At 71.6% G+C, this 26,793-nt stretch carries 23 protein-coding genes; 9 read left to right on the forward strand and 14 right to left on the reverse strand.

Annotated features, from left to right (window positions below; genetic code table 11):
• Positions 1-130 precede the first annotated feature (130 nt).
• Positions 131-475, reverse strand: coding sequence for a winged helix-turn-helix transcriptional regulator (locus tag Val02_RS24285; protein ID WP_203901482.1), 345 nt, complete (start codon positions 473-475; stop codon positions 131-133).
• Between the two features lie 87 nt (positions 476-562).
• Between Val02_RS24285 and Val02_RS24290 the strand changes: the two genes are divergently transcribed.
• Positions 563-1,453 carry a pirin family protein gene (locus tag Val02_RS24290; protein ID WP_203901483.1) on the forward strand — a complete coding sequence of 297 codons (891 nt, stop codon included), beginning with the start codon at positions 563-565 and terminating at the stop codon, positions 1,451-1,453.
• A 19-nt stretch (positions 1,454-1,472) separates the two neighbouring features.
• Positions 1,473-2,411 carry an NmrA family NAD(P)-binding protein gene (locus Val02_RS24295; protein WP_203901484.1) on the forward strand — a complete coding sequence of 313 codons (939 nt, stop codon included), beginning with the start codon at positions 1,473-1,475 and terminating at the stop codon, positions 2,409-2,411.
• 16 nt (positions 2,412-2,427) lie between these two features.
• On the opposite strand, the gene Val02_RS24300 is transcribed toward Val02_RS24295, so the two are convergent.
• Positions 2,428-3,018, reverse strand: coding sequence for a TetR/AcrR family transcriptional regulator (locus Val02_RS24300; protein ID WP_239153308.1), 591 nt, complete (start codon positions 3,016-3,018; stop codon positions 2,428-2,430).
• A 74-nt stretch (positions 3,019-3,092) separates the two neighbouring features.
• Here Val02_RS24300 and Val02_RS24305 point away from each other — a divergent pair, with 74 nt between their 5' ends.
• On the forward strand, positions 3,093-3,449 hold the full coding sequence (locus Val02_RS24305) for a cupin domain-containing protein (protein WP_203901486.1): 357 nt from the start codon (positions 3,093-3,095) through the stop codon (positions 3,447-3,449).
• 161 nt (positions 3,450-3,610) lie between these two features.
• On the forward strand, positions 3,611-4,594 hold the full coding sequence (locus Val02_RS24310) for an endonuclease/exonuclease/phosphatase family protein (RefSeq protein WP_203901487.1): 984 nt from the start codon (positions 3,611-3,613) through the stop codon (positions 4,592-4,594).
• A 26-nt stretch (positions 4,595-4,620) separates the two neighbouring features.
• On the opposite strand, the gene Val02_RS24315 is transcribed toward Val02_RS24310, so the two are convergent.
• Positions 4,621-5,520 carry a helix-turn-helix domain-containing protein gene (locus Val02_RS24315; protein WP_203901488.1) on the reverse strand — a complete coding sequence of 300 codons (900 nt, stop codon included), beginning with the start codon at positions 5,518-5,520 and terminating at the stop codon, positions 4,621-4,623.
• Positions 5,521-5,648: 128 nt separating this feature from the next.
• Between Val02_RS24315 and Val02_RS24320 the strand changes: the two genes are divergently transcribed.
• A complete protein-coding gene (locus Val02_RS24320; protein ID WP_203901489.1) occupies positions 5,649-6,164 on the forward strand; it encodes a hypothetical protein in 516 nt (171 codons plus the stop codon).
• On the opposite strand, the gene Val02_RS24325 is transcribed toward Val02_RS24320, so the two are convergent.
• The 8 genes from Val02_RS24325 to Val02_RS24360 form a co-directional block, all read right to left on the reverse strand.
• Complete coding sequence (locus Val02_RS24325) at positions 6,153-6,632, reverse strand: hypothetical protein (protein ID WP_203901490.1); 480 nt, start codon at positions 6,630-6,632, stop codon at positions 6,153-6,155. The two genes, Val02_RS24320 and Val02_RS24325, sit on opposite strands and share 12 nt — an antisense overlap.
• A gap of 60 nt (positions 6,633-6,692) precedes the next feature.
• Entirely contained in the window at positions 6,693-8,612 is a 1,920-nt protein-coding gene (locus Val02_RS24330; RefSeq protein WP_203901491.1) for a hybrid sensor histidine kinase/response regulator, read from the reverse strand.
• A 4-nt stretch (positions 8,613-8,616) separates the two neighbouring features.
• On the reverse strand, positions 8,617-9,060 hold the full coding sequence (locus Val02_RS24335) for a response regulator (RefSeq protein WP_203901492.1): 444 nt from the start codon (positions 9,058-9,060) through the stop codon (positions 8,617-8,619).
• Positions 9,057-10,466: a sensor histidine kinase gene (locus Val02_RS24340; RefSeq protein WP_203901493.1), complete on the reverse strand. Its 1,410-nt coding sequence runs from the start codon at positions 10,464-10,466 to the stop codon at positions 9,057-9,059. The genes Val02_RS24335 and Val02_RS24340 overlap by 4 nt, the downstream gene beginning before the upstream one ends.
• 73 nt (positions 10,467-10,539) lie before the next feature.
• Complete coding sequence (locus tag Val02_RS24345; RefSeq protein ID WP_203901494.1) at positions 10,540-11,808, reverse strand: ATP-grasp domain-containing protein; 1,269 nt, start codon at positions 11,806-11,808, stop codon at positions 10,540-10,542.
• Entirely contained in the window at positions 11,805-14,885 is a 3,081-nt protein-coding gene (locus tag Val02_RS24350) for an amino acid adenylation domain-containing protein (protein ID WP_203901495.1), read from the reverse strand. The genes Val02_RS24345 and Val02_RS24350 overlap by 4 nt, the downstream gene beginning before the upstream one ends.
• Before the next feature lie 153 nt (positions 14,886-15,038).
• A complete protein-coding gene (locus Val02_RS24355; RefSeq protein WP_203901496.1) occupies positions 15,039-15,587 on the reverse strand; it encodes a hypothetical protein in 549 nt (182 codons plus the stop codon).
• A 105-nt stretch (positions 15,588-15,692) separates the two neighbouring features.
• Positions 15,693-18,644, reverse strand: coding sequence for an AfsR/SARP family transcriptional regulator (locus Val02_RS24360; protein WP_203901497.1), 2,952 nt, complete (start codon positions 18,642-18,644; stop codon positions 15,693-15,695).
• Positions 18,645-18,805: 161 nt separating this feature from the next.
• On the opposite strand from Val02_RS24360, the gene Val02_RS24365 reads away from it, so the two are divergent.
• Both Val02_RS24365 and Val02_RS24370 read left to right on the forward strand, forming a co-directional pair.
• Positions 18,806-20,023, forward strand: a complete 1,218-nt coding sequence (locus Val02_RS24365; RefSeq protein ID WP_203901498.1) for a NucA/NucB deoxyribonuclease domain-containing protein — start codon at positions 18,806-18,808, stop codon at positions 20,021-20,023.
• A gap of 150 nt (positions 20,024-20,173) precedes the next feature.
• Positions 20,174-21,148 (forward strand): hypothetical protein, encoded by a 975-nt coding sequence (locus tag Val02_RS24370; protein ID WP_203901499.1) that lies wholly within the window; start codon positions 20,174-20,176, stop codon positions 21,146-21,148.
• Between the two features lie 105 nt (positions 21,149-21,253).
• Here Val02_RS24370 and Val02_RS24375 read toward each other — a convergent pair whose 3' ends face one another.
• Positions 21,254-22,420 carry an outer membrane protein assembly factor BamB family protein gene (locus Val02_RS24375; RefSeq protein WP_203901500.1) on the reverse strand — a complete coding sequence of 389 codons (1,167 nt, stop codon included), beginning with the start codon at positions 22,418-22,420 and terminating at the stop codon, positions 21,254-21,256.
• A 163-nt stretch (positions 22,421-22,583) separates the two neighbouring features.
• On the reverse strand, positions 22,584-22,949 hold the full coding sequence (locus tag Val02_RS24380; protein WP_308440020.1) for a MerR family DNA-binding transcriptional regulator: 366 nt from the start codon (positions 22,947-22,949) through the stop codon (positions 22,584-22,586).
• A gap of 83 nt (positions 22,950-23,032) precedes the next feature.
• Between Val02_RS24380 and Val02_RS24385 the strand changes: the two genes are divergently transcribed.
• Entirely contained in the window at positions 23,033-23,776 is a 744-nt protein-coding gene (locus tag Val02_RS24385; protein ID WP_203901501.1) for an NADPH-dependent F420 reductase, read from the forward strand.
• 70 nt (positions 23,777-23,846) lie between these two features.
• On the opposite strand, the gene Val02_RS24390 is transcribed toward Val02_RS24385, so the two are convergent.
• Positions 23,847-24,761, reverse strand: a complete 915-nt coding sequence (locus Val02_RS24390) for a hypothetical protein (protein ID WP_203901502.1) — start codon at positions 24,759-24,761, stop codon at positions 23,847-23,849.
• Positions 24,762-25,051: 290 nt separating this feature from the next.
• On the opposite strand from Val02_RS24390, the gene Val02_RS24395 reads away from it, so the two are divergent.
• Positions 25,052-26,788: a fibronectin type III domain-containing protein gene (locus tag Val02_RS24395; protein ID WP_203901503.1), complete on the forward strand. Its 1,737-nt coding sequence runs from the start codon at positions 25,052-25,054 to the stop codon at positions 26,786-26,788.
• The last annotated feature ends 5 nt before the right edge of the window (positions 26,789-26,793 follow it).

A 26,793-nucleotide genomic window follows, 5' to 3' on the forward strand; every position in this document is an offset into this window, starting at 1 on the left:
CACGGCGGTGGAGCCGTCGGCGGTCATGCGGGCGCAACCGGGACGTTCTCGCCCTCGACGCGGCCGGACTCGGCCTCCGTCTGCTCGTCGCCTGAAACCGGCGTGACACGCACACCGGATCGGACGCGGCTCAGGCGTTGCGGTGCCGGAGGTTCCGGCCGCTCCAGTCCGCCAACGGCTGGAGGGCGGCGATCAGCTCCTCGCCGTCGGGCGTGAGGGCGTAGGTGATCCGGACCGGTGTGCTGGGAACGACGGTGCGCGCGATGAGCCCGCGTTCCTGGAGCTGTTTGAGCCGCAGCGTCAACTGCGGGTCCGAGATGCCGGGGACGAGAGCCCGGTACTCCTTGAACCGGCGGGCGCCGCGGGCACCGGCGAGCAGGATCGGCCCGGTCCAGCGGATGCCGATGATGGCGATGGCACGCAGGATGCGGTGGCAGTCGTCCTCGTCGACGGCGGTACTCACGGCTTCGGTCACTTCTCAAAAGTAAGTAGCTTTGGTGGGCTTTGGCAACCTCGGCCGGTCGGCGTGACGCTTCTCCCGACTGAGGAGAGGCAGAGCATCATGACCGCACAGACCCCGCCGGTCGCCCGCCGCGTGAGCCGCGTCGTCGATCCGGTGGAACTGGGCCCGACGCCCATGTCGGCGCGCAGCACACTGATCATCGCGCCCGGCGACGACGCCTGGACCGACCCGTTCCTGCTGATGGGGGAGGAACTGGTCAACCAGCCGGGGTTCGACTGGCATCCGCACCGGGGACTGGAGACGGTGACCCTGATCCTGGACGGCGCCCTGGAGCACGGCGACAGCCTGGGCAACGCCGGTGTGCTCGGGCCGGGAGACGTGCAGTGGATGACCGCCGGACGGGGCGTCATCCACCGCGAGGTCGCCGCCCGCGCCGAGCACGCCCGCGTCATCCAGCTGTGGCTGAACCTGCCGTCGCGTCTCAAGTTCGTCGCCACCGGCTATCAGGACCTGCGGGCCGGCAAGCACGCCGTGCACACCGAACCGGGCGTGCTCGTTCAGGTGATCTCGGGCGAGACAGGGGCGGCACGCGGCCCCGCGGTCAACCACTGGCCGGTCCTCGGCGTGGTGATCACCCTCGACCCCCGAACCGAGTACCGGCAGGTGATCGACGGTGCCGAACGCGCCTTCGCGTACGTCATCGCGGGCAGCGTGCGCGTCGCGGGCCGCACCCTGAGCGCCGGCCGGACCGCCTGGTCCGATCCGGTGTCCGGCCAGGGCGAGCCGAGCACGCTGGCATTGGCCACCGGCGACGCGGACGAACGGACCACGGTGCTGCTGTTCGCGGGGCGGCCGATCGGCGAATCCGTCGTCGCCGCCGGCCCGTTCGTGATGAACACCCGGGCCGAGATCGAACAGGCCTTCCGCGACTTCCACTCGGGGAGATTCGGCAGCATCCCCCGGCACACGCGCCTGCCCGCAGGCGCCTGAGACCGACGAGGAACAGACAATGACGACAGTTCTGGTAGCGGGTTCCACCGGCAGCCTGGGCAGCCTGATCGTGCGGAACCTGCTGGATCGGGGCGCCGATGTCCGGGCGCTGGTGCGGAAGTCCTCGGTGCACAAGCTGCCGACGCATCCCCGCCTGGTGCCGCGCATCGGTGACCTGACCGACGGTGTCGACGCGCTCCGGCCGCACGTCGACGGCGTCGAGGTCGTGGTCTCCGCGGTCCAGGGCGGTCCGGAGATCATCATCGACGGGCAACGGGACCTGCTGCGGGCCGCGGAGCGCGCCGGAGTGCACCGGATGATTCCGTCGGACTTCTCGATCAACCTCTACGGGTACGGCTACGGCGTGAACGTGCTGTCCGACCTGCGCCGCACGTTCGCCGACGAATTCGCCGCGTCGACCGTCGCGCGCACGTCGGTGGCGGTCGGCGCGTTCCCGGAGTATTTCCTCGGCGACGTGCACGAGGTGCTCGACCCCGTGGCCGGCACCTTCTCGGTGTGGGGTGAGGGCACCGTCCCGATCGACATCACCACGATCCCGGACACCGCCGCGTACACGGCCGCGATCGCGCTCGACCCGACGACCGCGGGACGCGACGTGCACGTGGTCGGCCAGCGACTGTCCATGTTGGACCTGCGCGACGAGGTCGAGGCGGCGTCCGGGCGGCGGTGGAACCTCGTGCGCAAGGGCACCCTGCGGGACCTGCGCGCGGAGATCGCCCGCCGGCAGTTCGCGGCGTCCAGCATGTTCGAGTATCTGGCGCTCCAGTACCAGGTCGCCATGTTCGACGGGACGGCCTCGCTGCGCGACGTTCGCAACGCGGACTATCCGGACGTGGTGCCGACCTCGGTGGCGGCCTACCTGGCGGGCGCGGGGGCGGCGCACTTCGCGGTACCCGAGCGGGCCTGGCGACGCGACGAGTGGCCGACAGCGGTCTGAACGTTCCGCCGGGGCTTCAGGGGCGGGTCCCGCCGAGTGCGGCGTCCAGCAGTGCGTGGGCGGTGGCCCGAACCGTCGCGGCGGCCTGCTCCCGGGTGTAGCCGGCGATGTCCACCAGCCAGATGAGCGTCTCGATACCGGTCGCGGAACGGATCGCGATCGCCAGGCGGTGGGCGTCGACGTCGGGCGCGCTCTCGCGCAGCGGCGCCAGGGCTTCGGCGATCCAGCCGATCGCCCGCCCCTGGCGCAGCGCCGGCCGGTCCGCTGCCGGTTCGAGCGACAGCCGCAGGGACGTTCGCAGCTGCGGCTCCCAGGTGAAGTTGTACTCGGTGAACGCGGTCATGAACGCGTCGAGGCGTTCGCGGAGGTCGGTGGGGGCGTCGTCGGGCAGCAGGGTCTCCGGCGAGATGGTCGGGTGGGCTGCCATCAGCAGGCTGCGCTGGTTGGGGAAGTACCGGTAGGCGGTGGTGCGGGAGATGCCGGCCCGTTCGGCGGCGTCCTCCACCTTCGGGGTGAGCCCGGCGGCGAGCAGGTCCCGGGTGGCCGCGACGAGCGCGAGTCGGGTGCGTGACTTCTGTGCCGTCCGTCCGGTCGACTCGTAGGGCATCGCCACCCGCTCATGGTACCGTCGTCCCATATGGGACTGCAGTCCCATGAAGCTGCGGGCATGAGGAGCGCGCGATGAGCCACGACGACCCGACCGTCACGGATCCGACCCTCTACAAAGTGATCTTCGAGAACGCGCGGGTGCGGGTGCTCGAATACCGCGACCACCCCGGCGATCGGACCCACCCGCACCGGCATCCGGACAGCGTGATGGTGACGCTGAGCGCGTTCCGCCGACGCGTCACGGCCGGCGAACGCCAGGTCGACGTCGACCTGGCCGCCGGCGAGGCCCGCTGGGTCGGCGCGCAGGAACACATCGGCGAGAACATCGGGTACAGCGCGTCACACAGCATCTTCATCGAGCTGAAGGAGCCGGACCCGAATCCGACGCCGAACGCCGGGACGCCGCTCGGCCCCAGCGCCCACGGCTGACCGTCGGCCCCGCTTGTACACCGACGCGACGGATCCTGTCCGGCGAACAGGCGGTCACGCAGTGTCAGCCTTGTGATGGCGGTCCGTCGTCGCGGGGCGTTCACTCTGTGTACCGCTGCCGGCGGGACAAGCCCGTCGGCGTGGCGAAGGGTGTGGTCGGGATGGGAACTGTGCGTGTCGCGACGTTCAACGTGGAAAACCTCGACGAGACCCCGCCGGCGCCGGCCCCGCCGACCCTGGCCGAACGACTGGCCGTGCTGCGGCCGCAGATCGTGCGGCTGCGCGCGGACATCGTGTGCTTCCAGGAGATTCACGGCCAGGAACGGCCCGGCCAGCCCCGCGGCCTGCACGCCCTGACCGAACTGCTCGCCGGCACGAACCTGGAGAAGGCGACGCTGGTCTCGACCAAGCCCGACCACGACGCCGTCTTCAACGAACGCAACCTCGTCGTCGCCACCCTGTTCCCGGTCGCCGACGTGGAGCAGATCCACAACGACCTGGTCGCCGAACCGGTCTACCGGCGCCTGACCGCCAACCCGGTCGACACGGCGCCGATCAGCATCGGCGTCGAACGGCCCGTCCTGCACGTGCGACTCACGTTGCCCGACGGGCCGCTGCACATCATCAACGTGCACCTCAAATCGAAGATCCCGACCGACATCCCCGGCCAGAAGATCGACAACTTCACGTGGCGGACCGCCGGCGGGTGGGCCGAGGGATCGTTCATCTCCTCCATGAAACGCATGGCGCAAGCCGTCGAGGTCCGCCTCATCGTCGACCGGATCCTCGACGCCGACCCGAACGCGCGCGTCATCGTCGCCGGCGACTTCAACGCCACCCCGGACGAGATCCCCGTGCTGGCCATCCGGGGCCAGGTCGAGGACACCGGCAACCCCGCCCTCGGGCAACGGGTCCTCGTCCCGATCGAGCACACGATCCCCGAACCCGCCCGCTACACCCTCTACCACCAGGGCCGCGGCCAGATGCTCGACCACATGCTGATCAGTCGCAACCTGCTGGCGCACTACCGCGGTTCAGAGATCCACAACGAGATCCTGCACGACGAATCGGCGGCCTTCGCCGACGACCGCAAGTACCCGGAGTCCGACCACGCACCTGTCGTCGCCACCTTCGACTTCGGATGATCCGCGACGGCAGCCGGTGTGCCGCCTCACCGCACCGGCTGCACGATCTCGGTTTCCCAGGTTGCCGGGTCCGGGCGTTCCCCCGGATCGGTGAGGTAGGTCTCCCACGGCGCGCCCGCCGCGGTCAGTCCCTGGTCGCGCATCCACTTTTCGATCTGTTGGTACGACTCGGGCAGCCCGTCGTACGGTCCCCGGTGGACGGCGACGGCCGCGCGGCCCGCCTCGATGTGGAGGGCCTCGATCCCGTCGTCGAGTACGGTCGGGGCGGGGCCGGCGATGGTGACGCCGCCCTCGATGACGAGCGAACCCATTCCCACCTCCGGATAGCGGGCGAACGGCGGCCCGGCGATAGCGAGTCCGTGCCGCTGGGCGTAGCCGAACACGGCGGGCAGGCACTCGGCGAGCGTCTGCGCGATCTCGTCGCGGGTGATGCGGCGGCGGATGACGAGCGCGTGGATCGCGGGCAGGTCGCGAACCGCGATGTGGAGCGGCACTGTGGAGTTCCTCTCGATGGTGCTGATGCGGTAGAGGGCGATGCACGGCGCTGTCGAAGCCACCGCGGAGGCATGCGTGGCGGCGACCCGGCGGCCGGCGACGTGCAGTCCCCGGGTGCGGTAGCGCAGCGGGCTGTGCCCGAAATGGCGGGTGAAGGTTCTGGTGAAAACCTCGTGACTGGCGAACCCGTGACCGAGCGCGATCGCTGCGACGAGACGCCTGCCGGAGATCAGTTCGGCCGCGGCGCGGGCCATCCGGACCCGGGTCGTGTACGCCTTCGGTGTCTCGCCCGTCAGCCGCCGGAACCGCCGGTGCAGATCGAATCGCGACCGGTGGGCCATCAGCGCCAGTGCCGGCAGCGACACGTCGCCGTTCAGTCGGGAGTTGACTGCGGCGAGAAGTTCGAGGAGTTCACGGGAGGCCCACGGCACGCATGGACGGTACCCCCGGCCGACGCCGCCGCTTGACGATTCTTGCGCCGATCCGCTCGCGGTGTCCGAGTCGTTTCAAGACGAACGCCGCACTCGGCGTCTTGATCTTTGGCGTATATGGTGCGTCAATGCGTTCTCGGGCCTGGATCGCCGCCGGCATCGTGGTGACGGTGCTGGGCCTTGTCGCGTTGGCGTTCGGCTACCCGCTGTCGCCACGTCCGGATCCGGCGCCGGTCGAGGTCTCCTTCCCCGGTTCCTACGCGAAACCGGGCGTCATCCGCGTGACGAAGCCCGGGGCGTACGCGATCTGGCAGGCCGGGAGGACGGGTGGCGACCGGTGCCGGGTCTCCACCGAGAGCGGGGCGCAGGTGCGCGTCGACGAGCCGGGGCTCACGGTGCGGTGGCACGTCGACGAGGACGCCGTCGACCTCTACACGCAGGTCGGCGAGTTCGACGCGCCGGCCGCGGGAACGTACGGCATCTCCTGCACGATCGACGACGCGCCGGGGACGGCGTTCAGTGTGACGGAGGCGCCGAGTACCGGGCTGTCGTTCGCGGCGCTCATCGGGGGATCCGTCGCGGTCGTGCTCGGGGCGGCCGTCGTGGTCGTGGCGTCGGTACGGCGGCGCCGTTCAGCCGGTTAGCTCACCCCGCCGTGGTGTGACCGGTGTGCGGGCAGCGAGGACGGCCCGCAGGCCGCGGCGCATCCTCCTGGACGCGCCCGGGAGTTGACCGAGCCCACGGATCTCCTCCGGGCGCAGCTCCGCACGGCCGGCGAGCGCGAGAGCGGCGGCGTACGGGCGCTTTCCCGGGTGGTGCAGGAGGGTGGTCACCCGCTCCAGGACCGCGAGCAGTATCTGACGGTCGGCTCGCGGGTGGTCGGCCAGCAGCACCAGGAGCGCGTTGAACTCCCAGTCGGTGTAGGCGCCGTCCAGAAGACTCGACAGCTGCCGCGCGCCGGCGCGCGGCTGCCGCGCAACGGCGAGCCGGACGAACGAGTAAGGGCTGCGGGCCAACTCGCCGAGCCCGTCGGCGTCCAGCCGCGGATCGTCCACCACCCGCAGATAGTCCGCCGGGGTCCGGGTGGCGGGCAGGAGCGCGTTCACGTCCATGTTCGCAGCCTGCCATTCGCTCACCCTGTCGGGCGGTCGCTTCGGCTTGGAGAGCGCCGCTTACCGGTGTATCGCCTGCCCGACGTGCTGGAGCAGCCCGCGTTCGTCGAACGGTTTGTGCAGCCGCGGCACGTCGATCGGCAGGTTGGAGGTGCCACGGCCCTCGCCGGTGTAGCCGGACATGAGAACGATCGGGATGCTCGGATAGTCGTTCCGGACGAGGTCGATGAACTCGCGCGCGGGCATGCCGGCCATGACGACGTCGCACAGGATGACGGCGATGCTGTGCGGAGTCTGCGCGAGCGTGCGGACGGCTTCGTCGCGGCTGGCCGTCTCGATGACGGTGTAGCCGCCCCGGGCGAGCATCCGGCGGGTCACCTCGCGCACCGCGGCGTCGTCCTCGACGAGGAGCACGTTCTCCCCGGCACCGCGTCGTACCTCGTCGGCCGGCCGCCCGGCGGTGGTAGAGAGCTTGGTGGTGTCGGCGGCCGGTAGACGGATGGTGAAGCGGGTGCCCCGCTGGGGCTGCGACCAGATGGTGATGGTGCCGCCGGCGTCGGTGACGACTCCGTAGACGGTCGCCAGGCCCAGTCCGCTGCCGGTGCCTTTGCTCTTGGTGGTGAAGAACGGTTCGAAGGCGCGCTGTCTGGTCTCCTCGTCCATGCCGCAGCCGGTGTCGGTGACGGTGAGGATGACGTCGTTGCGATGGTCCGGCCGGTCGGTGAGTCGTTCGGCGCAGGTGGCGATCTCGAGGCGGCCGCCGTCGGGCATCGCCGCGCGGGCGTTGACGACGAGGTTCATGATGACCTGTTCGATCCGGCTGCGGTCGACCGTCACCGGGCTGATCGTCGGGTCGGTGTTGATGACGAATTCGATGTCCTCGCCGATGGTGCGCCGCAGCAGGCGTTCGATGTCGACGACGATCGTGTTGAGGTCGAGGGTTTCCGGCCGGGAGGGTTCCAGCCGGCTGAAGATGAGCAGCTGGCGGGTGAGCGCGGCGGCCTGGCGTGCGGCGGAGGCGATGCTGTCGACGTCGGGGCGGACGGGGTGGTCCGGGCCGAGTTCCTCCTGGGCGAAGTCGGTGTAGGAGCAGATGACGCTGAGCAGGTTGTTGAAGTCGTGCGCGATGCCGCCGGCGAGCTGGCCGAGGGAGTCGAGCCGTTCGGCCTGATGCAGCTGGCGGGCGAGTTCCTCGCGTTCGCGGACCGCCTGGACCACGTCGGTGACGTCGCGCAGGATCCCCTCGACGGCGGTCACCGTGCCGGTGTCGTCGCGGATCGGAATGAGGCGCTGGTCGATCCAGACGGTGTTGCCGTCGGGGCGGCGCCAGCGGGTGGTCGGTGGCCGGTTCGGTGGCATGTGCCACGCGCGGCGCACCTGTTCGCGGTCCTGCGGGTCGACGGCGGCGAAGATCAGTTCGGGGTCGTGGTAGAGGGCCGCGGGGCCGTGGCCGGTGAGGTCGACGATCGCGGGGCTGACGTAGTCCAGGGCCGGTTCCGGCTCGATGCGGTACTTGAAGACGACGTCGCGGAGGTTTCCCGCGACCAGGCGGAACCGTTCCTCCGCGGTGTGCAACGCGGCCTCCGCGCGGCGGCGTTCGCCGCGGACGCGTGCCTCGCCGAGTTCGCGGTCGACCGCCGGCGGGAGCCGGGCGAGGCTGCCCTTGAGAACGAAGTCGTGCGCGCCGGCGCGCATCAGTGCCGCCGCCGCCTCCTCGCCGATCTGTCCGGAGACGACGATGAAGGGGATGTCGAGGTCGCGGTCGCGGACCAGGGAGAGCGCCGCCGCGGCGCTGAACGCCGGCATGCCGTTGTCGGAGATGACGATGTCGGGCGCGCGCGCGTCGAGCGCCTCGGCCATCGCGGCGGCGGTCTCGACCCGGTCGTAGTCGACGTCGATGCCGGCACGGCGCAGTCGCTTGACGACGAGGACGGCGTCGTCGTCGCTGTCCTCGACCAGCAGTAGTCGGATCGGTGGCATGGGATCAGATTCCGGGGCGGCCGTTGACCGGTTGGTTGACCAGCAGCCAGTAGACGCCGAGCATGCGAACCGCTTCGAGGAAGTCGGCGAAGACGACGGGTTTGCGCACGAAGCTGTTGGCGCCGAGGTTGTAGGTGTCGACGATGTCGCGTTCCTCGTTGGAGGTCGTGAGGACGACCACCGGCAGGTAGCGGGTGCGCTCGTGCTGGCGGATGGTGCGCAGGACGTCCAGACCGTTGATCTTGGGCAGGTTGATGTCGAGGAGCACGAGGGCGGGCAGTGGGTTGGCCTGTTCGTCGGCGCCCGGGTGCAGGAAGCGCAGCGCTTCCTCGCCGTCGGCCGCGATCTGGATGCCGTTGGTGATGTTGTTCTTCTTCAGTGCACGCAGGGTCAGCCGCACGTCGTCGGGGCTGTCGTCGACCAGCAGGATCGTGGAGTCGGGATTCATGGCGTTGCCTCCGCGGTGCTGGTGAGCGTGAAGGAGAAGGTGGCGCCCCGGTCCGGTTCGGCGTCGGCGAAGATGTGACCGCCGTGGCGGCGGATCACCCGGGCGACGATGGCCAGGCCGATGCCGGTTCCCTCGAACTCGGCGGCGGCGTGCAGACGCTGGAAGGCGTTGAAGAGCTTGTCGGCGTACTGCATGTCGAAGCCGGCGCCGTTGTCACGGATGAAGAAGATCTCGCCGGTGTCGTGGTGGCGGCGGCCGACCTCGATCCGGGGATCGGTTGCTTTGGCGGTGAACTTCCAGGCGTTGGCGAGCAGGTTCTGCACCGCCAGCCGGAGCAGGTGCGGGTCCGCGCAGGCGTACAGGTCGTCGGCGACCACGGTGGTTACGGCGCGGCCGGGGTCGGCGGCGGCCAGTTCGGCGAGGATCTCCTTCGCGATGTCCGACAGGTTGATCTGTTCGCGGACGAGTTCCACGCGGGTGGCGCGGGAGAGGTTCAGCAGGTCGTCGATCATGCGACCCATGCGCTGCACGTTGTGTTGCAGCCGGTTGAGGTAGTCGCGGCCCTCGTCGTCGAGCACCTCGGCGTATTCGTCGAGGAGGGCTTCGCTGAAGCCGTGCAGGGAACGCAGCGGCGCGCGCAGGTCGTGGGAGACGGAGTAGGCGAACGCGTCGAGTTCGCGGGTCGACGCCTCCAACTCGGCGGTTCGTTCGCGGACCCGGTTCTCCAGGTCGGCGTTGAGCCGTCGGACCTCTTCCTCGGCGTTCTTGCGATCGGTGATGTCGTGCGAGATGCCGCAGACCGCGTACGGCTCGCCGGCGCTGTCCAGGACGGGGAACTTGACGGAGATGTAGGTGCGCAAGCCGCCGTCGACCTCGGCGGACTCCTCGTACTGGATCGTCTTTCCCGAGCGGGCCACCCCGAGGTCGTTGGCGCGCAGTTCGTCGGCGAGGGCGGGCGGGAACACGCCGTGGTCGGTCAGCTGGACCACCTGCTCCCGGCTCACCTTGAACACCCGTTCCCATTCGCGGTTGACCAACAGGTACCGGCCGTTGTCGACGCGTTTCATGTACACCTGCGCGGAGGTGTTGTCGACGAGCTTCTGCAGCTGGTTGTGGCTCGCGGCGGCCTCCCGGAGCGCGGCGTCCCGGTCCCGTCGCAGGCGGGAGGTGAGCCGGGCGGTGGCGAACCCGAAACCGGTCAGCAGACCCAGGAAGCCGGTGACGGTGACGATCCTCGGCAGCCGGCCGAGCAGAACGGCCGCCGCCAGCGCGGCCGCGGAGGCGGCGGTGACCGCGGTGGGCCGCAGCTCGGGCGTGAGCGCGGCCGGCAGCCTGATCGCGAACGGCGACTCAGCGGACGATGCCCGCGAGGCCGGGGCAGGCGGCTGCGTGCCGATCGCTGACATGGCGACCCCCGTCGTGCCGACGACCCGTGCAAAGACACCCTGACGCTACCACCGAGCGGCCGTTTTATGAGCATTAATCATGATCGGCGGCGGTATGGTACTCGATAAGGAGCGTGTGGCGGATGCGCTCGACGAGGCGTAACACGTCGGCGTGGTCGGTGCCGGAGCCGTGCACGATGCCGATGTAGGCGAGGGTCCCGTCGCGCCAGTCGAGCGGGTCCCCGGGGCGTTTGACGGTCTCGACCAGCTGGATGCCGCGTTCCCGGATCAGGTCGTCGGCGCCGTCGAAGCGGCGCAGGACGGTGGCGTTCATCGGGGGAGTCAGGAAGTACTGGAAGGCGTGTCGGCGCCAGAGTTCCGGTGGCGGATCCGCGGGTCGGCCGAGCGCGGCCAGCAGCGCGGCGCGCAGCAGGTCGTAGCCGCGGGCGCGGCGGACGAGGTCGGCGACGTAGCCGCCGAGGCGACCGTTCACCTCGATGATCTGCGGTCCGGACGGGGTGAGTTTGACCTCGACGTGGGTCGCGCCGTGCGCGATGCCCAACGCTCGGATCGCCGCCTCGACCAGTCGCAGCACGGACCGGCGGACGGGTGGGTCCAACGTGGCCGGGACGACGTAGCCCGTCTCGCGCAGCGGCGGGGCGAGCGGGAACTTCCCGGTGATGTCGATGTGGCGGGTGCGGCCGTGCGAGGTGACCGACTCGACGGACACGTAGTCGCCCCACCGCTCGCCGGCGACGGCGGAGTCGCCGGTGAGGAACTGTTCGACCACGTACTCCTCGTCCGGTGGCGCGGCGGCGACGAAGTCCCGCAGCCGGCGGTGCGCCTCGGCGGCGGAGTCGACGCGGCAGGTGCGGGCGCTCGCCGCGCCCCGGCGGGGCTTGAGCACGGCCGGCAGTCCGACGTCGGCCAGCGCCGCGTCGAGCTGTTCGGGATCGCGCAGCAGCCGGCACCGGAGGTGTTCCAGACCCGCCTCGGAAAGCAACCGCCGCTGCAGGAACTTGTCGGTCGCGGCGGCCGCCGCAGCCGGGCTGAGGAAGGTCAGCCCGTGCCGGTGGGCCAACGCCGCGGTGCGCACCAGCTGCCGTTCGCTGAACGTGGTGATCCCGGCGAGGGTGCCCATGCGCGGATCGGCGGCGATGTCCTCGTTCGACAGATCGGTGATGTCCCAGACGTCGGCGAGCCCGTCGAGGTCGGCGACGACAGCACGCACGTAGGCGCTGCCGCGGTCGCCGAGGAACACGATGCGGGCCAGGCCGCGAGCGGCGGCGAGAACGCTCATCGGGGTCGCCGCGCCGAAGTCCAGGACCACCCCGACCAGCGGGAGGCCCTCGCCGGCGGTCATCGCGGCGGCGGCGGGAAGTACCCCGCCCGTTGGAAGAACGCGACGTAGCGCCCGAGCAGGTCGGCGTCGACCGCGGGCATCGCCGCGTCGAGGCCCGCCACCGCGTCGCGCGCGTGTTCGCGACCGAACCGCGGGAAGTGCTCGGCCAGGTACATCTCCTTGACCACCAGGCCGCTGCGCGGACTGCGATCGACCCACAGCGGCACGAACGGCGTGAACGGATGCCCCGGGTGGTCGCAGACATGTCGCACGGCCTCGGCGACCCACTCCTCGAACGGCACCCGCCGCACCGGATAGCCGTGCGCGCGCAGCACGTCCACCATGTCGTCGAGGCTTGCCGGGCGCGGGTTCGTCAGGTGGTAGGTGTGTACGGAGCGGGTGCGGGTCAGCGCGATGTGCACGATCTGCGCGGCGAGCACGTCGACCGGCACCAGGTCCAGCGGCATGTCCACGGCGGGGCTCAGCCCGGTGTCCACGATGAGGCGGAACAGCGCGCAGGTGGCGTTCTCCAGGTTCCACGCCCCGTGCGTGAGGTCGCCGGCGACCTCGTACGGCCGGTGCACGGCGACCGGCAGCCCCGCGTCGGCGGCCCGCCGCAGCACGGCCTCGGCGACCCACTTCGCCTCCGTGTAGCCCATGTACAGCTGTTCCGGATGGGCCAGGGGAGTGTCCTCGGAGACCTCCCGCACGCCGGCGGCGCCGAAGCCGGCGAGGACGGCCAGCGTCGACACCGCGTGGATCGGCACACCGCGCGGCGCGGCCAGCCGGACCAGTTCCCGGGCCCCGCCGACGGTCACCGGCGCCAGTTGGCTGTACGGGTAGGTGAAGTTGACGTAGGCGCCGCAGTGCAGGACGAGATCGACCGAGTCGGCACAGCGGTCGAACGCGCTGCCGGACAGGCCGAGCAGCGGCCGGCCCAGGTCGCCGACCAGCGGGGTCACCCGCCCGGCCGGCAGGTCGCCGAGCCGGTAGAACTCCTGCGCGGCACTCAGCCGTCGCCGGGCCGCCGCGTCGTCGGCGGCGCGGACCAGGCACACGATCTCCGCGTCGGTCGTGGTCAGCAGCCGCCGCAGCAGGTGACTGCCGAGAAATCCGCTGGCTCCGGTCAGCAGGATCCGCGCGTCGGACCGGCGTGGGTCGAGCGGCGCCGGTGGCCGGTTCGCAGCGCGGACCGGCGTGTCGAGGCGGCTCTCGCGGGCGAAGTCGACGTCCGCGCCGGCCCCGTCGCGGCGCAGGGTTCCGGCCCGCGCCTGTTCCACCGCGACCGCGCAGGCCCGGAGGGAGGGATCGGCGAGCAGCCGCGCGGTCAGGAACCTGCCCTGGGCCGGATCGATGCCGAACATGGTGTGCAGCCGAGCGAAGATCCGTGCGGCGGTCAACGAGTTGCCGCCCAGTTCGAAGAAATTGTCGTCGGGAAGGACCTCGTCGACATCGAGCGCCTCGGCCCACAACCGGGCCAGGCCCGACTCGATCGCGGTGAGCGGACGGTGCCCGTCGTGCGGTTCGCCGCGGCCGTCGGCCAACGTGTCGGCCAGCGCCGCACGATCGACCTTTCCCGTGGAGGTGAGCGGGAAGCGCGGCAGCGGCACCAGCCGGGTGGGCAGCATGAACTGCGGCAGCGTCTCGGTCAGGCTGCGGTGCACCTGATGCGTCGACACGGACTCGTGCGCCTGCGCGGGTACGTAGAAACCGGCGATCGCGGTCGTCCGGCCACGCTCGCCGAGCGCGACCACCGCGGCGTCGGCCACCCCGGGGCAGCCCGACAGCGCCGCCTCGATCTCGTCCAGCTCGATCCGGAAGTCGCGGAACTTGACCATCCGGTCCCGCCGGCCGAGGAAGTCGATGGTGCCGTCGGGCAACCAACGCGCCAGGTCACCGGTGCGAAACCGCTGCGCCCCGGGCCGGTGCCAGGACGGGTCCGGCCGGAACCGTTGCGCCGTCAGGTCCGGGTCGTCGAGGTAGCCGAACGCCACCCCGTCGCCGCCCACCCACAGTTCGCCCTCGACGCCGACCGGTGCCGGCGTCCCGTCGTCGGTGAGGATGTGGCAGGTCGAGTTGGCCACCGGGCGGCCGATCGGGATCCGCGCCGTGTCCGCGGGAAGGTCGCCGATCCGGTGCGTCGTGGAAAAGGTCGTGTTTTCCGTCGGGCCGTATCCGTTGACAAAATTCTCGGGGGAACTTGCGGAGAGTACCCGACGCACGAGTTGCGGATTGAGTACGTCGCCACCGGAGATCAGGTACCGCAGTCCGCCGAACATATCCGGGCGCAGCCGCGCGCAGTGATGGAATACCCCGGCCGACAGCCAGGTGACGGTGGCGCCGGAATCGTCGATCAGCCGCGCCAATCGATCCGGTTCCGACAATGCCTCCGGCGGCACCACCACGATTCGCGCGCCGTTGAGCAGCGCGCCCCAGATTTCGAACACCGCCGCGTCGAATGAGAGGTGCCCGGTGTGGGTCAGCCGGTCCTCGGGTCCGATGCGGACGAAGTCGGTACCGAGCACCAGCCGGCACACCGCGCGATGCGCCACCGCCACCGCTTTCGGCGTCCCGGTGGAACCCGACGTGAACATCACGTAAGCCCGTCCGCCGCCACCGACCGGCACCACCGGTCGATCCACCGGGGGCCCGTGCTCGGACTCGGCCACGGCGAACGTCGCAGGCCCGTCCAGCACGCTTTCCGCACCAGGCGTGGCGACCAGCCGCCGCATGCCGAGCCGGGAGGTGAGGGCCCGCAGCCGCCCGACCGGATCATCGATGTGCAGCGGCACGTAGCAGGCGCCGGCCCTGAGGATGCCGAGCATGCCGACGACGGCTTCCAGGCCCCGTTCGCCGATCAGGCCCACCGGCTCACCCGACTCGACGCCGGAATCGGCGAGCCGCGCCGCGAGCCGGCCGGACCACCCGTCCAATTCGGCGTACGACACCCGCCGGCCGGAATCGACGACGGCGACGGCGGACGGCGCGCGCTTCGCCTGTCGAACGAACAACTCCGCGATTGAGTTGTCGTCGGGATACGGCCGCGCGGTGCCGTTCCACGAAGAATCGGCCCGCACTACCTCCGAAGCGTCCGGCATGGCTACCACCGTCCTTGAGCACCTGACTCCATTGAAGCTCACGGCGGCGGCAATTGCCCGGCAACTTTGCTGTTCAGTTATTCGAGACTATCGTTCGCATTCGCGTTTGCCATTTGACTGCACGGCAAACGCGAATGCGTTACCGAACGACCGTCAGACCAGGCAGCCCACCCACTTCGGGGGCACGTAGTACTGGGCCTCGTGCAGGACCCCGAGTTCGTCCACGGCCTGGAGGAACGCCAGGCCGTCGTAGTAGGCGCCCGCCTGGTAGCAGGGTATCGGCTTGGTCAGGCAGAGCAGCTGGGTCGTCTCGATGTCGGCGCAGACCGCGAACGAGCCGGGTTCGGGATAGCCGTAGTTGTTGTGCCAGCGGACGATGTCCACGACGGCCCCCAACGACCGGGGCACCCCGCCGACACAGTCGAGGAAGACCGAGAAGATCACCGAGTTGCCGCTGCGGTACGGCCCGGCCGGGAAGACGTAGCAGGTGATCGTGGTCTCCGTCGAACTGCCGGCGGTCGGCTTCTTGCCCAGGACGAGCGGTGCGCTCAGGCCCGGTGTGGTGGCGCGGCGGTCGTCGACCCCGGCGCCGGGGCCGTCGGTTCGCGGCGCGGCCGTCGCACCGCTCGGCGCGGCCAGCACCGTGGCGACGAGAAGTGCGGCGGCGGTGATGTGTGCCGCGCGACGTAACACCTGATGCATGCGGGCTCCTCTCCACGTTCGCGGCCCGACCCGGAACGGGCCGGTGCCGAGCGCCATCAACGCACGCGGATCTGGAAGCGAACTGGACGCGGCTTGGACGCCCGTCTAGCGGACGCCGCCGGCCGGTGCCCGTCGCGCCCGCGCGATGCCGGCGTGCGCGCGTTCCTGCTCGTCGCGGTCGCCGGTGGCGGTGGCGATCGACAGCGCGGCGGCGTAGCGGGCCACGGCGTCGGCGGTGTGGCCGGTGGCCGTCAGCACGTCGCCGAGGTGGTTGAGCGCACTCGCCTCGCCGTAGCGATGCCCGATCGAACGCAGGATGCGGATCGCGTCGTTCAGGTCGCCGACCGCCCGCGCGTGCTCGCCCCGGATCCCGTGCACCCGGCCCAGGTTCGACAGGGCGATGGCCTCGCCGTAGCGGTGCCCGGCCGTCCGGAACACGTCGCGGGCCGCCGCCAGGTGCCCGGCCGCCTCGTCGTGGCGCCCGAGGTTGGTGCACACGTTGCCGAGGTTGGACAGGGCCATCGCCTCGCCGACGGCGGCGCCGGTCTCGCGGAACAGCGTGGCCGCGCGCGACAGCTGTTCGTGGGCCTCGTCGAGGTGGCCCGGACGGGTGTTGGCGTTGCCGAGGTTGACCAGCGTGGAGGCCTCGCCGTAGCGGTCGCCGGCGCGGCGGTAGGCGGCCAGCGCGGCGCGCTGGTGCGCGGCGGCGTCCTCGTCGCGGCCGAGCCGTTCCAGGACGATGCCGAGGTTGGAACGGGCCCGCGCGGCGGCGAGCCGGTCGCCGCAGCGTTCCAGGACCGCGACCGCCTCGCACAGGTGCGCCTCGGCGAGTTCGTAGCGGCCGAGCAGGCGATGCACGGCGCCGACGTTGGTCAGCGCGACGCCGTGGCGGGCCGGGTCGTCGCGGCCGCGCGCCGCTTCGAGCGCGTAGCCGTGCAGCGCCTCGGCGTCGGTGTAGCGGCCGCCCTCCAGGTGCCGGTACAGCGTGGCCGCCAGGTCGGCCGGGTAGCGGGGTCGGCCGTGTTCCAGCGCGGCGGCGGCGGTGGCGACGAGGCCGGGCAACTGGGCGTCCAACCAGCGGCGGGCGCAGTCCCCGTCGGCGAACGCGGGGCCGCGCGCCACCGCCGGGCGGTGCGCCCGTTCGGCCGGGTGCAGCCGGTCCATCGCCGCCGCGGCCGTCCCGAGCAGGTGGTCGAAGAGCCGGTCGAGCGCGGCGCCCGGATCGTCGTCGGTGGCCAGTTCGGCGGCGTACGCGCGCAGCAGGTCGTGCATGACGTACCGGCCGGAGCCTGCGGCGCGCACGAGGTGCTTGCGGGCCAACAGTTCGAGGTTTCGTGCGGCGTCGTCGCGGGCCACGTCGGCCAGTGCGGCGGCGGCGTCGACGTCGAACGTGGGGCCGGGATGCATCCCGAGACAGCGGAACAGCCGGGCCGCCCGCGGCGGAAGCTGCCGGTAGGACCAGGAGAACACCACCCGCACCGCCGCCCGCACGTCGCCGCCCGGGTCCAGCAACCGCAGCCGCCGCTGCCGGTCGGCGAGCTCACGCACCAGGCCGGACAGCGGCTCACTCGGCCGGAACGCCGCCAGTTCGGCCGCGACCCGCAGGGCCAGCGGGAGGCGTGCGCACTGGCGGGCCAGCGCGGCGGCGGCCGCCGGCTCCCGGTCGACGCGCGTGCCGACGAGCGAACGCAGCAGCGCCAGCGCCTCCGGTTCGGGCAGCAGGTCGAGCATGAGCCGGCGGGCACCGTGCAGGGCCACCAGGCCGCCGAGGCTGTCCCGGCTCGTGATGAGGAGCGTGGCGGTGCCGGTTCCCGGGAGGAGAGGCCGGACCTGGTCGATGGCGGCGGCGTTGTCCAGCAGGATCAGCAGGCGACGGCCCGCTGTTTCGGCCCGGTATCGGGCGGCCCGGCGGTCGAGGTCGACCGGGACGTCGGCGGCCGGGACGCCGAGGGACTCCAGCAGGTGCCCGAGCGCGGCCCCGGCCGGGACGGGCCGGCGCGGGTCGTAGCCGCGCAGGTCCACATAGAGCCGCCCGTCGGGGAACCGGTCGGCGGCACGGTTCGCCCACTGCACGCCGAGCGCGGTCTTGCCGACCCCGGCGGTGCCGCAGATGATGCCGATGCGCACCGCCGTGCCGCCCCCGGCGCTCCAACTGTCCAATGTGGACAGCTCGGCGGTGCGCCCGGTGAAGCCGGCGACCTCGGCCGGGAGCTGGTTGACCGGCGGCGCGGCGGCGGTGCCGGCGGGCGGCGGATCGACCGGCGCGGCCGGCGCCTCGTCGAGCACGCTCAGGTAGGCCGCCACGAGGTCCGGTCCCGGACCGACGCCCAGCTCGTCGGCCAGGTGCCGGCGCGCGACGTCGTAGGCCGCGAGCGCCTCCGCCCGCCGGCCGCCGGCGTGGTAGGCCCGGATCAGCCGCGCGTGCGCCGCCTCGTCCAGCGGGTGCGCCGCGGTCTCCTCGCGCAGCAACGGCAGGATCCGCTCGGCGCGCTCCAGGCCCAGCATCACGTCGGCGTAGCGGGCCAGCGCCGCGCGGCGTTCGTCGAGCAGCGAGCGCACCGTCGGATGCCCGTTGAGCGCGGGCACGTCGGCGAACGGCGGGCCGTGCCACATGTCGAGCGCGTCGGCGAGGCGGGCCGCGACACCGCGCGGATCGTCGTGCCGTTCGGCCCGCGTCGCCGCGTCCAGCAGTTGGTGGAACCGGTCCAGGTCGACGACGCCGTCCGGCAGCCGCAACGCGTACCCGGCCCCGACCGACGGCAGCATCGCGCTGGGGGCGTGGGCGCGCCGGCCCGGTTCGAGCAGCCGCCGCAGATGCTTCACGTGGGTCTGGATCACGTTGGTGGCACTGGCCGGCGCGTGCTCCCCCCAGAGCGCGTCGACGATGCGCGAACGCGGCACCGGCCGTCCGGCGGCCAGTACGAGCAGGCCGAGCACGGCACGACGACCGGCCGGACCGAGCCCGATCTCCGTGCCGTCGCGCCACAACCGGGTGGGGCCGAGGACCTGGATGGCGAGCAATCCGCAGCCTCCCAACGCGACGACGTCCGATGCCATTCTCGGGCGGCGTCCAGTTCGATTCCAGATCGAAGGGCGTCATTCCCAAAGGGTGGTGCCGCCGCGCCGACTGCGCCGCACCAGTCGGGCGCCAGATTGCGTCCAGAACGGCTCCCTAACCTGGGCACACTTTGACCACTCTCGATTCCGGGAGGTCCACGGTGAACCCGACCGCGCGTCGAAAAGTCCTGTCCGCAACGGCATTACTCGGTCTCCTCGCCGCACTGGTGCCGGCCACGCCCGGCTCCGCCGCCGGCGCGGATGCCCTGCCCGACGTGCCCGCCGAGGCGGTCGCGGCCGCCACCGCGGCGGGAACCGGGCCCGTACTCACCGAAAAGTGCGCGGCCGAACGGCAGCGGACCGTCGAGGCGGCGAAGACCTCGGCCGCGACCGGGACGGCCACCTGTTCGGACTACAAGACGGCGGCCACCCGAACATCCGGCGTGGGGCTCAACACCCCGGTGCCCAGCAACTGCCCCCGCGACCAGTGGGGCTACACCCGCACCACCGCCTGCCTGGACACCACGGTCGGGGTCGTCGTCTACATCGTGCGGACCGGGCAGATCATCGGCGGGTTCGACCTGCAGGTCCTCACCTGGACCAACCTCTCGCCGGTGTCGCACTTCTGGCAGCAGGAGGCCAAGTTCACCATGCTGGTGGCGTGGGGACAGATCGCCGGCACCTTCATCCGGGGCGACGCCTGGTGCACCGGCTCCTGCACGGGCAGCCCGTACTTCCCCGACCAGTGGTTCTACACCCTCACCGCGACCGCCTCGGCGTCGGTGAGCGTCACGGCGACGCTCGGCCCCAGTGACGCGTTCGCGAAGACCAGCATCGCGTTCTGGTTCGTCAACCCCACGTGGCTCTACGGCAGCACCAACGCCCTCGTCGCGAGTCCCTCGCAGGCCCGCTGCGACACGTTCTACGGCAACGTCGCGCCCGGCTGCGTCTTCCCGCACGTCCGGCCGATCTACAACGTGTACAGCTTCGAGAAGCCGAGCTTCGCCCGGCACGTGGCCCTCGCCATCGGGTACACCCGCCGCAACGTGCTGACCCGCATGACCAGCGAGGAGAACGCCCGCAACAACGGCAACCGGGCGTGTCCGGGAGATCTCCCCAAGCCGACCGGCTACAGCTGTGACGAGTACCCGTTCCGGTCCACGTACGAGGGCGCGTACACCGGCGGGTACACCTACGGGCGCACCTTCGAGGGCTGCCAGATCAAGGCGGTCGAGATCCGACAGGTCGGCGACACCGGCGGATACAACATCTGCATGATCCCGGTATCGGAGAACAGCGGCGGCGGCGGCGATCTCGGCGCCTTCTACCGCAGCAACCGGGTGCTCGACGGCGAACAGTTCGAGGTCGTCGTCAACTGAATCCCCGACGGGGGTCGGCGGGCGGTGGCGGCGAGGACACGGCGGTCCTTGTCGCACCGCCCCCGGCGGATGTGCGGAGTCGGCTTTCCGTCGCAAGCACGGGAGCCGAGTCGAACCCGCTGGGCGACGGGGCGTCCATACTCGGAAGCTGTGACGGCGGCCGCGCGGCGTTGGTGGCGCACTCCGGCGGCCACCACGGTGGGATCCGTGGTGGTCTGCCTGCTCGTGTTCGGCGCGATGACGGCCGTTACCCGCGCTCTGGCCGCCGATCGGGCGTTCGTCGCCGGCCCGTTGCGCGGCTGGGTGGCGGCCGTGTCGCTCTCCCTCGTCGTCTGGGCCGCCGTGTTCGGCCGGGGCGTGCGGGCGTTGCGGCGGCTGGACGCGCCGTGGCGCCGGGAACGCCGCTGGTGGGCCGGCCACGCCGCGGCCTACTCGATCCTGGTGGGTGTCGTGCTCGGCGTCCTCGCGCTCAACAACGCGAATGCCACCCTCCGGGTGCCGTTGCACGGCGCGGCCAACCTGAGCCGGGTTCTCATCCTGTGCGGTGCGATCGCCGCCGCGCCCTGGGTCGCGATGGTGTGGCTGGCCCACGAACGGGTTCACGAGATCCGCGGCGGCCTCGAGACGATCACCTCGCCCGAGCCGACCGACGCCCTGGAACCGGCCATGCTCGACGGGCCGGCGATCGCCGAGACCACGCGTTCGACCCTGGACGTGTGGTCGACGATCGAGCGCTGCGCACTGGCGCTCGCGGTCGTCGTGTCCATGGCGGTGCTCGACAGTGCCGCGCTGCGGATCGCCCTGGTCGGCTCCGGGCGCCTCGACCCGCGGCTGTTCCCGCCGCTCGTCGTCCTGCTCTACGGGGCGTTCTTCGCGGCGGTGCTGCTCATCGCGGTGCTGCCGCTGGTGCTGGCCTGGCGGGCGCTGGCGTTCGCGCTCGTCGACCGCGCTCTCGGCGAGCCGTTGTGCGGGGTGCCCGGCGAGGCGTGGCTGGCGCTGCGTGGGCGGTTCGAGAGCCATCTGCGCATCGACGCGACGATCCTGCGCCGGCCGATCACCGCGCTGAGCCTGCTGTCGCCGTTGGCGCTCGCGCTGGTGACGGCGTTCGTGCCGCGGCTGTCATGATCTCGGTCGGACGGTCGAGGGGCAGCGGAGGAGAAGACCGATGGGACGCGGGCCGGTGCGGCGGGCCGTGGCGCTGGTCGAGGAGCTTCCGGGCCGGTGACCGGCTCAGCGGACGATCGACCGGAGCGTGTCCCCGTCGGTCACCAGGATCGAGTCGTCGGTGATCACCGGCGGTCCGGTCAGATCCTTCGTGCCGGCCCGGTAGGCGGCGCTCCGGGTCCCGCTCTTCGCCGACAGGATGAGCAGTTGGCCGCCGGCGGCCGGGGCGTAGACCGAACCGTCCGACACGGCCGGCACCCCGGTCACCTTGGTCTCCGTGAACTCCCAGAGCCGGCGGCCGTTGTGCGGGTCGAGCGCGCGCAGGCCACCGTCATGGCCGAGCACCACCAGCACGGTCTGATCACCGGCCAGCCCGGTGGTCGGGTCGAGCGGCGCGCTGACCACCCAGTCGACCGTGCCGGTCCGCGCCTGCATCGCGACGAGGTTCCTGTCGACCAGGAAGAAGACCCGGTCGCCGCTCGCCAGCGCGGCCGGTTTCGTGAATTCGACCGCGCCGGGCAGCGTCAGCGCCACGACGCCCGAGGCGGCGTCGACCGCGAGCCACTCCTCACCCGCGGTGGCGCCGGGCGCGCTGCGCGAATTCGCGCGGCTCAGCCACACCCGGCCCGCGGCGAGCGCCGGCGTCGACGTCTCCACGTCACCGAGCGCCAGGGTCCACCGGCGGGATCCGGAAGCCGTGTCGACGCCGTGCAGCACCGTCGCGCCGGCGCGGTCCGAGCGGGCGACCGCGACGACCGTCCCGCCGTCGCGCACCGGAGCAGTGGCGAAACTCTGGTCGCCGGTGGCCGCGTAGGACCAGACGACCTTGCCGGACCCCGGATCGAACGCGACCAGATGCGGCGACCGGTAGGCCACGACGACGGTGCCGTCGCCGGCGGCCGGGGTGAACGACGGGTCCCACGCACCGGGGATCGAGTCGGTCGTGTTGTTGCTGAAGTTCCAGCGCTCGCGGCCGTCGGCCCGATTCAACGCCGTCACTCCGCCGCCTGTGCCGACGAGCACCTTCCCGGTGAGCGACGGCGCCGCGCGGATGCCCGTGTAGGACCAACGCACGTCACCGGGGCGCGCCCGGTTCGCGCGGGCCACCGCGTACCCGCCGGCCCCGAGCGCCACGGCGGCCCCGCCCAGCAGCAGCGCCCGGCGTCCGATCGGCCTCCGTTCCGCTGCCGGACCGTCCGACTGCCGGGCCGGGGGATCGTCTGTCGCGTTCATGGGGCGTCGTTCTCCTTGCCAGGGATCGGAGGTGCCCCATCATCGAACGAGCGGCCGGTGACCGGTGTCGTGGTTGGACAACGTTGGACAAGGCCGCTGTTCGACTCGCCGTGGGAGCGTCCACAATGGACCCGACAGCGCGGTCGGCGGCCGGTCCGGACGTCTAGGTGTCGCACGTCCAGGTGGGATCCGTGGCGATGGCGATGACTTCGTCGAGGCGCACCCGGGCCTGGGTCATCGCGTCGATCTGCGCCTCCAGCCTCTCCCGCTCGGCGTCCAGCAGGGCTCGCAGGCGCGGGAGGCATTCGGCCTCGAGCAGCGGCAGCAGATCCGCGATCACCCGGCTGGAGAGGCTGGCCGAAAACCCGCGCCGGATCAGCGCCACCCGCGCGACGGCCGACTCGGCGTAGCGGCGGCGGCCCGCCGGGTCCCGTTCGGCCGTCAGCAGGCCCTGCTCCTCGTAGTAGCGCAGCGAACGCACGCTCGCACCGGTGCGGGCCGCCAGCTCGCCGATGCGCACTATGACCACCACCACATCGTCGAGACCTCACATCAATGGCAGCTCCTAGCGTAGCCACCGCAGCCCTTTCACCCCTGCGGAGGAGCAGTCACATGACCGGAACGCTCGGCATCATCGGCAGCGGCACCATCGGTTCCGCCATCGCCCGCAGCGCGGTCGGCGCCGGCTGGCACGTGGTGATCAGCAACTCGCGCGGGCCGGAGAGCCTCGGCGACCTGATCGCCGAACTCGGCCCGTCCGCCCGCGCCGCCACCCCGACCGAGGCGGCGCGGGCGGGCGATCTCGTGGTCGCGACCATCCCGCTGGCCAACTACGAGCAGCTCCCACGGGAGGCGCTCGCCGGCAAGACGGTGATCGACACCATGAACTACGCACCGGCCGTCACCGGCTGGGCGCGCCCGGAACTCGACGCCGACGAACTCACCTCCAGCGAACTCGTGCAACGGTTCCTGTCCCGCTCGTCCGTGGTGAAGGCGTTCCACGACGTCAACGGCAGGCTGCTGCGCGAACTGGCCCGCCCGGCCGGCGCCCCGGACCGCACCGCGTTGCCGATCACCGGCGACGACCTCGCCGCCAAAGCGCGGGTCGCCGAGCTGATCGACGACTTCGGGTTCGACACCGTCGACGTCGGCGGCCTCGCCGAGAGCTGGCGCATCGGGCCCAACACGCCGCTGTACTTCGAGGTCTTCGTCGGAGCGGTCCCGCCGGGCCTGAGCCTGCCGGAGATCTACGCGTGGCTGGCCACCACCCCGCTGATCCCGACCCCGGCGGCCACGGTCGCCGAACTGGCCGCCACGACCGCGCGTCAACCGGCAGGCTTCCGGGTCGAGCTTTGAGTCCGACAGGTGATCGCGGTGGTCGTTCCCACGGATAGGTCTGTCGGGTCGCAACAAGATCGGGTCGGGGTCACTCCCCGCCGTCGTCGAGCCGCTTGCGGCGGTCGAACAGCGACCGGATCGGACGGTCGATCCAGAACGGCACGTAGGCGGGCGGGAACTGGACGAGCCGGACCTGCCACCATCCGTCGGCCCACGTGGTGGTGTTCGTGCTTCCCCACGAGCCGTATCCGGAACTGGCCGACTGCCACCCGCCGACGACCTGCCGGGCCTGGAGCAGCGGGGCGAGCCCGGTGCGGACGGGCGGCCCGAGCAGCTCCTGTTCCTGCCAGTCCTCGGTGGTGTGCGTGACGCCCAGCCCGGCGGAGTACGCGTGGCTGTACGTGACGCGGCTCCGCCGGAGGCTGAACACCTGGATCATGCCGAACCCGATCCCGACGACCACCGCCCACAGCACCGCCAGCGGCACGACCGGCCAGCCGTGCACCCGCGTGGGCACCCAGAACAGCACCACGGCGGCGAGGAGGCCGACGTACCGGGCGAACACGGCCAGCAGCACGTACCCGACCCAGCGGGCGATCAGCAGTGCCCGTCGCCGCCCGCCCGGAAACAGCGGGTTGGTCGCGCCCGTGCCGCGGCGCCGGGCGACCGTCTGGAGCACCCGCGCCCCGATGAGCCCGACGGCGAACGCGGCGAGCACCGGATCGGGGCGCGCCCGGTCGAGGCCCTGCGACGCGTAGTACACCGCGGCCCCGGCCAGCCCCGCGCCGCGGGCCGCCCACGCGGCCACCTCGATCATCCGTCCGGACGACGCCGCCGCCCGGGCCGGTGGGCCCGCCACGAACCACCACGCCGCCAGCGCACCGGCCAGCACCGGGCCGGTGGTGTCGGCCGGGTCGCCCTCGAACTGGCGGAACAGCACCACGAGGAGGGCGACCGTCGCGGTCACCGCGGCGGCGGTGCGCACGAATCGACGGAGCAGCATTCCCTGATTCTCGGCGCTACCGACCGCGGACGCGAGCGGATACCCCGGCCGCCCGAGGGTCCACAGTGGACAATGCGGTGAGCGCGCGGAGTCGACTTTCCGCATGGCCGACCTCCGGGCGATCGGCGTCGACGACACGCCGCCCAGCCCTGCGGACCACCCCTGCTACGAGGATTGAGCGTCCCTGAGCCGCTCCGGAATCGCGGTTGAACCCGCCTTGAACTCCGGCCGGCATCGTTCCCTCCGACCGGGCCGCCAAGGAGGCCGCCCGTCGCTGGGGAGAGCACAGGATGAACTGGAAGAAGGCGGCGAAGCCGCTGATCGGTGTCGGCGTGGGCGGAGCGGTCCTGGTCTGGGGCGCGGGCGTCGCGCTGGCCGGCCCGGGGGCCCCGACGGCGCTCACGATCACCCGAAACCCCGAGGACGGGGCGTCGGTCACGGTCTCGTGGGCGCCGGTGGAGGGCGCGACGAGGTACAACGTGAAGGTCGTCGACGACGCCGCCGAGAAGGTCTCCGTCGTGTCGGGGGACACGACGTCGTTCGCGATCAGCAACATCGACGGCTGCAAGCGCCTGAAGGTCAGCGTCAGCTCCCGCGACGACTCCGGCAAGGGCGCCAGCTCGAAGACCGAGTGGATCGACACCGCCGCGCCCGGCCTGGTGACCAACCTGAAGGCGACCCGCAGCGCGGACGGCAACCAGGTCACGATGACCTGGGACCCGCCGGCCAACACCGGCGCGGCCGAGATCTACGAGTACCAGACCTACGGCAACAACTACCTCCAGCGGGTGCCCGGCACGGCGCGCTCCATCACCTACTCCGTGGCGCACCTGCAGAACAAGGACTTCTCCGGTTCGGTCACGGCGCTCAACCACTACGGCTCCTGCAAGTGGGCGCCGGTGGAGAACAAGGTCTCCGGGAAGACCCTCCAGAGCTTCAAGGTCACCCGTGACCCGGGCGACCCCCGCAAGGTCCTGCTGAGCTGGGGCAAGCCCGGCAAGGCGCTGTCGCGCTACAGCGTGCGGGCCTACTTCGACAAGGCCACGTCCGCCTGGACGTACATCCCGGCCGAGGCGACCAGCTTCACCTACACGATCCCGGCCGAACTTCCGGCCGAGAAGGCCGTCGAGATCACCTTCGTCCCGAACTTCGCCGACGGCACGAACGGGACCTGGGAGACCTGGAAGCTCCCGAGCCTGGACGAGGGGACCATCAAGCCGAAGGTGGTCGTCGAGCACCAGTGGAGCCGCCTGTTCACCCGGCTCGACATCGCGGCCGGTGACTACGCGGCGTACCCGAGCGTGTTCATGCGGGCCGTGACCGCCGAGGGCTACCGCAACGAGGAGTGGATGGTCCCGGGCAGCAAGACCCTGGCCATGCACGACCTGCCCAAGGGCGTCTACACGGTGACCGTCGGCGGCGCCAACGAACTGGGCGAGGAGGAGTGGAGCCGGCAGACGGTGGCGATCGGCGGCGACGAGGTCTTCACCATGGGCGCGTTCAACGCCTACGCCGACGAGGTGAAGTGGAAGGACGGCAGCTCCACCTATGTCGAGATGACCACGCAGCCGGTCGGCAGCCAGGACCTGACCGTCGGGTTCACGCCCACCGCCGACTTCGCGGTTGCGCTGCGCGCCAACCCCACGCCGTCCTACGCCGACCGGTTCAACGGGCTGGTGCTGCGCAGCGAGGCGAACCACGTCGAGACGGTCAACGGGCAGCAGATCGCCGCCCGCGGGTTCTCCCTCGTGAAGGTCTTCGAGAACAACGAGTGCGGCAAGCAGCTCGCCGGCGCGTTCGCCCCGGCCGGGGTGACGGCCACCTCCCGGATCGTGGTGAGCGTCGTGGGCAACACCCTCACCGCCACGGCCGACGGCAAGGTGGTGCTGGCGGTGTCCGACCTCGCGGCGGCGAACCGGGCCAACTGCGGCGGCTCGATGCCGACCGGCGACCGCTTCGGGTTCCGCAGCAACTGGGACCAGCCCATCGACGACTACACGAACGTCACCTTCCGGACCGGAGCCTGACAGTA

Source organism: Virgisporangium aliadipatigenens, from assembly GCF_016863615.1.
Classification (GTDB): Bacteria; Actinomycetota; Actinomycetes; order Mycobacteriales; family Micromonosporaceae; genus Virgisporangium; species Virgisporangium aliadipatigenens.

Coding starts and splice junctions, on each gene's coding strand:
- Val02_RS24295 (WP_203901484.1), top strand. CDS start 1,473: ATGACGACAGTTCTGGTAGCGGGTTCCACCGGCAGCCTGGGCAGCCTG.
- Val02_RS24335 (WP_203901492.1), bottom strand. CDS start 9,060: ATGAATCCCGACTCCACGATCCTGCTGGTCGACGACAGCCCCGACGAC.
- Val02_RS24395 (WP_203901503.1), top strand. CDS start 25,052: ATGAACTGGAAGAAGGCGGCGAAGCCGCTGATCGGTGTCGGCGTGGGC.
- Val02_RS24390 (WP_203901502.1), bottom strand. CDS start 24,761: ATGCTGCTCCGTCGATTCGTGCGCACCGCCGCCGCGGTGACCGCGACG.
- Val02_RS24375 (WP_203901500.1), bottom strand. CDS start 22,420: ATGAACGCGACAGACGATCCCCCGGCCCGGCAGTCGGACGGTCCGGCA.
- Val02_RS24345 (WP_203901494.1), bottom strand. CDS start 11,808: ATGACCGCCGGCGAGGGCCTCCCGCTGGTCGGGGTGGTCCTGGACTTC.
- Val02_RS24360 (WP_203901497.1), bottom strand. CDS start 18,644: ATGGCATCGGACGTCGTCGCGTTGGGAGGCTGCGGATTGCTCGCCATC.
- Val02_RS24305 (WP_203901486.1), top strand. CDS start 3,093: ATGAGCCACGACGACCCGACCGTCACGGATCCGACCCTCTACAAAGTG.
- Val02_RS24320 (WP_203901489.1), top strand. CDS start 5,649: ATGCGTTCTCGGGCCTGGATCGCCGCCGGCATCGTGGTGACGGTGCTG.
- Val02_RS24340 (WP_203901493.1), bottom strand. CDS start 10,466: ATGTCAGCGATCGGCACGCAGCCGCCTGCCCCGGCCTCGCGGGCATCG.
- Val02_RS24350 (WP_203901495.1), bottom strand. CDS start 14,885: ATGCCGGACGCTTCGGAGGTAGTGCGGGCCGATTCTTCGTGGAACGGC.
- Val02_RS24300 (WP_239153308.1), bottom strand. CDS start 3,018: ATGCCCTACGAGTCGACCGGACGGACGGCACAGAAGTCACGCACCCGA.
- Val02_RS24355 (WP_203901496.1), bottom strand. CDS start 15,587: ATGCATCAGGTGTTACGTCGCGCGGCACACATCACCGCCGCCGCACTT.
- Val02_RS24290 (WP_203901483.1), top strand. CDS start 563: ATGACCGCACAGACCCCGCCGGTCGCCCGCCGCGTGAGCCGCGTCGTC.
- Val02_RS24325 (WP_203901490.1), bottom strand. CDS start 6,632: ATGGACGTGAACGCGCTCCTGCCCGCCACCCGGACCCCGGCGGACTAT.
- Val02_RS24310 (WP_203901487.1), top strand. CDS start 3,611: ATGGGAACTGTGCGTGTCGCGACGTTCAACGTGGAAAACCTCGACGAG.
- Val02_RS24330 (WP_203901491.1), bottom strand. CDS start 8,612: ATGCCACCGATCCGACTACTGCTGGTCGAGGACAGCGACGACGACGCC.
- Val02_RS24385 (WP_203901501.1), top strand. CDS start 23,033: ATGACCGGAACGCTCGGCATCATCGGCAGCGGCACCATCGGTTCCGCC.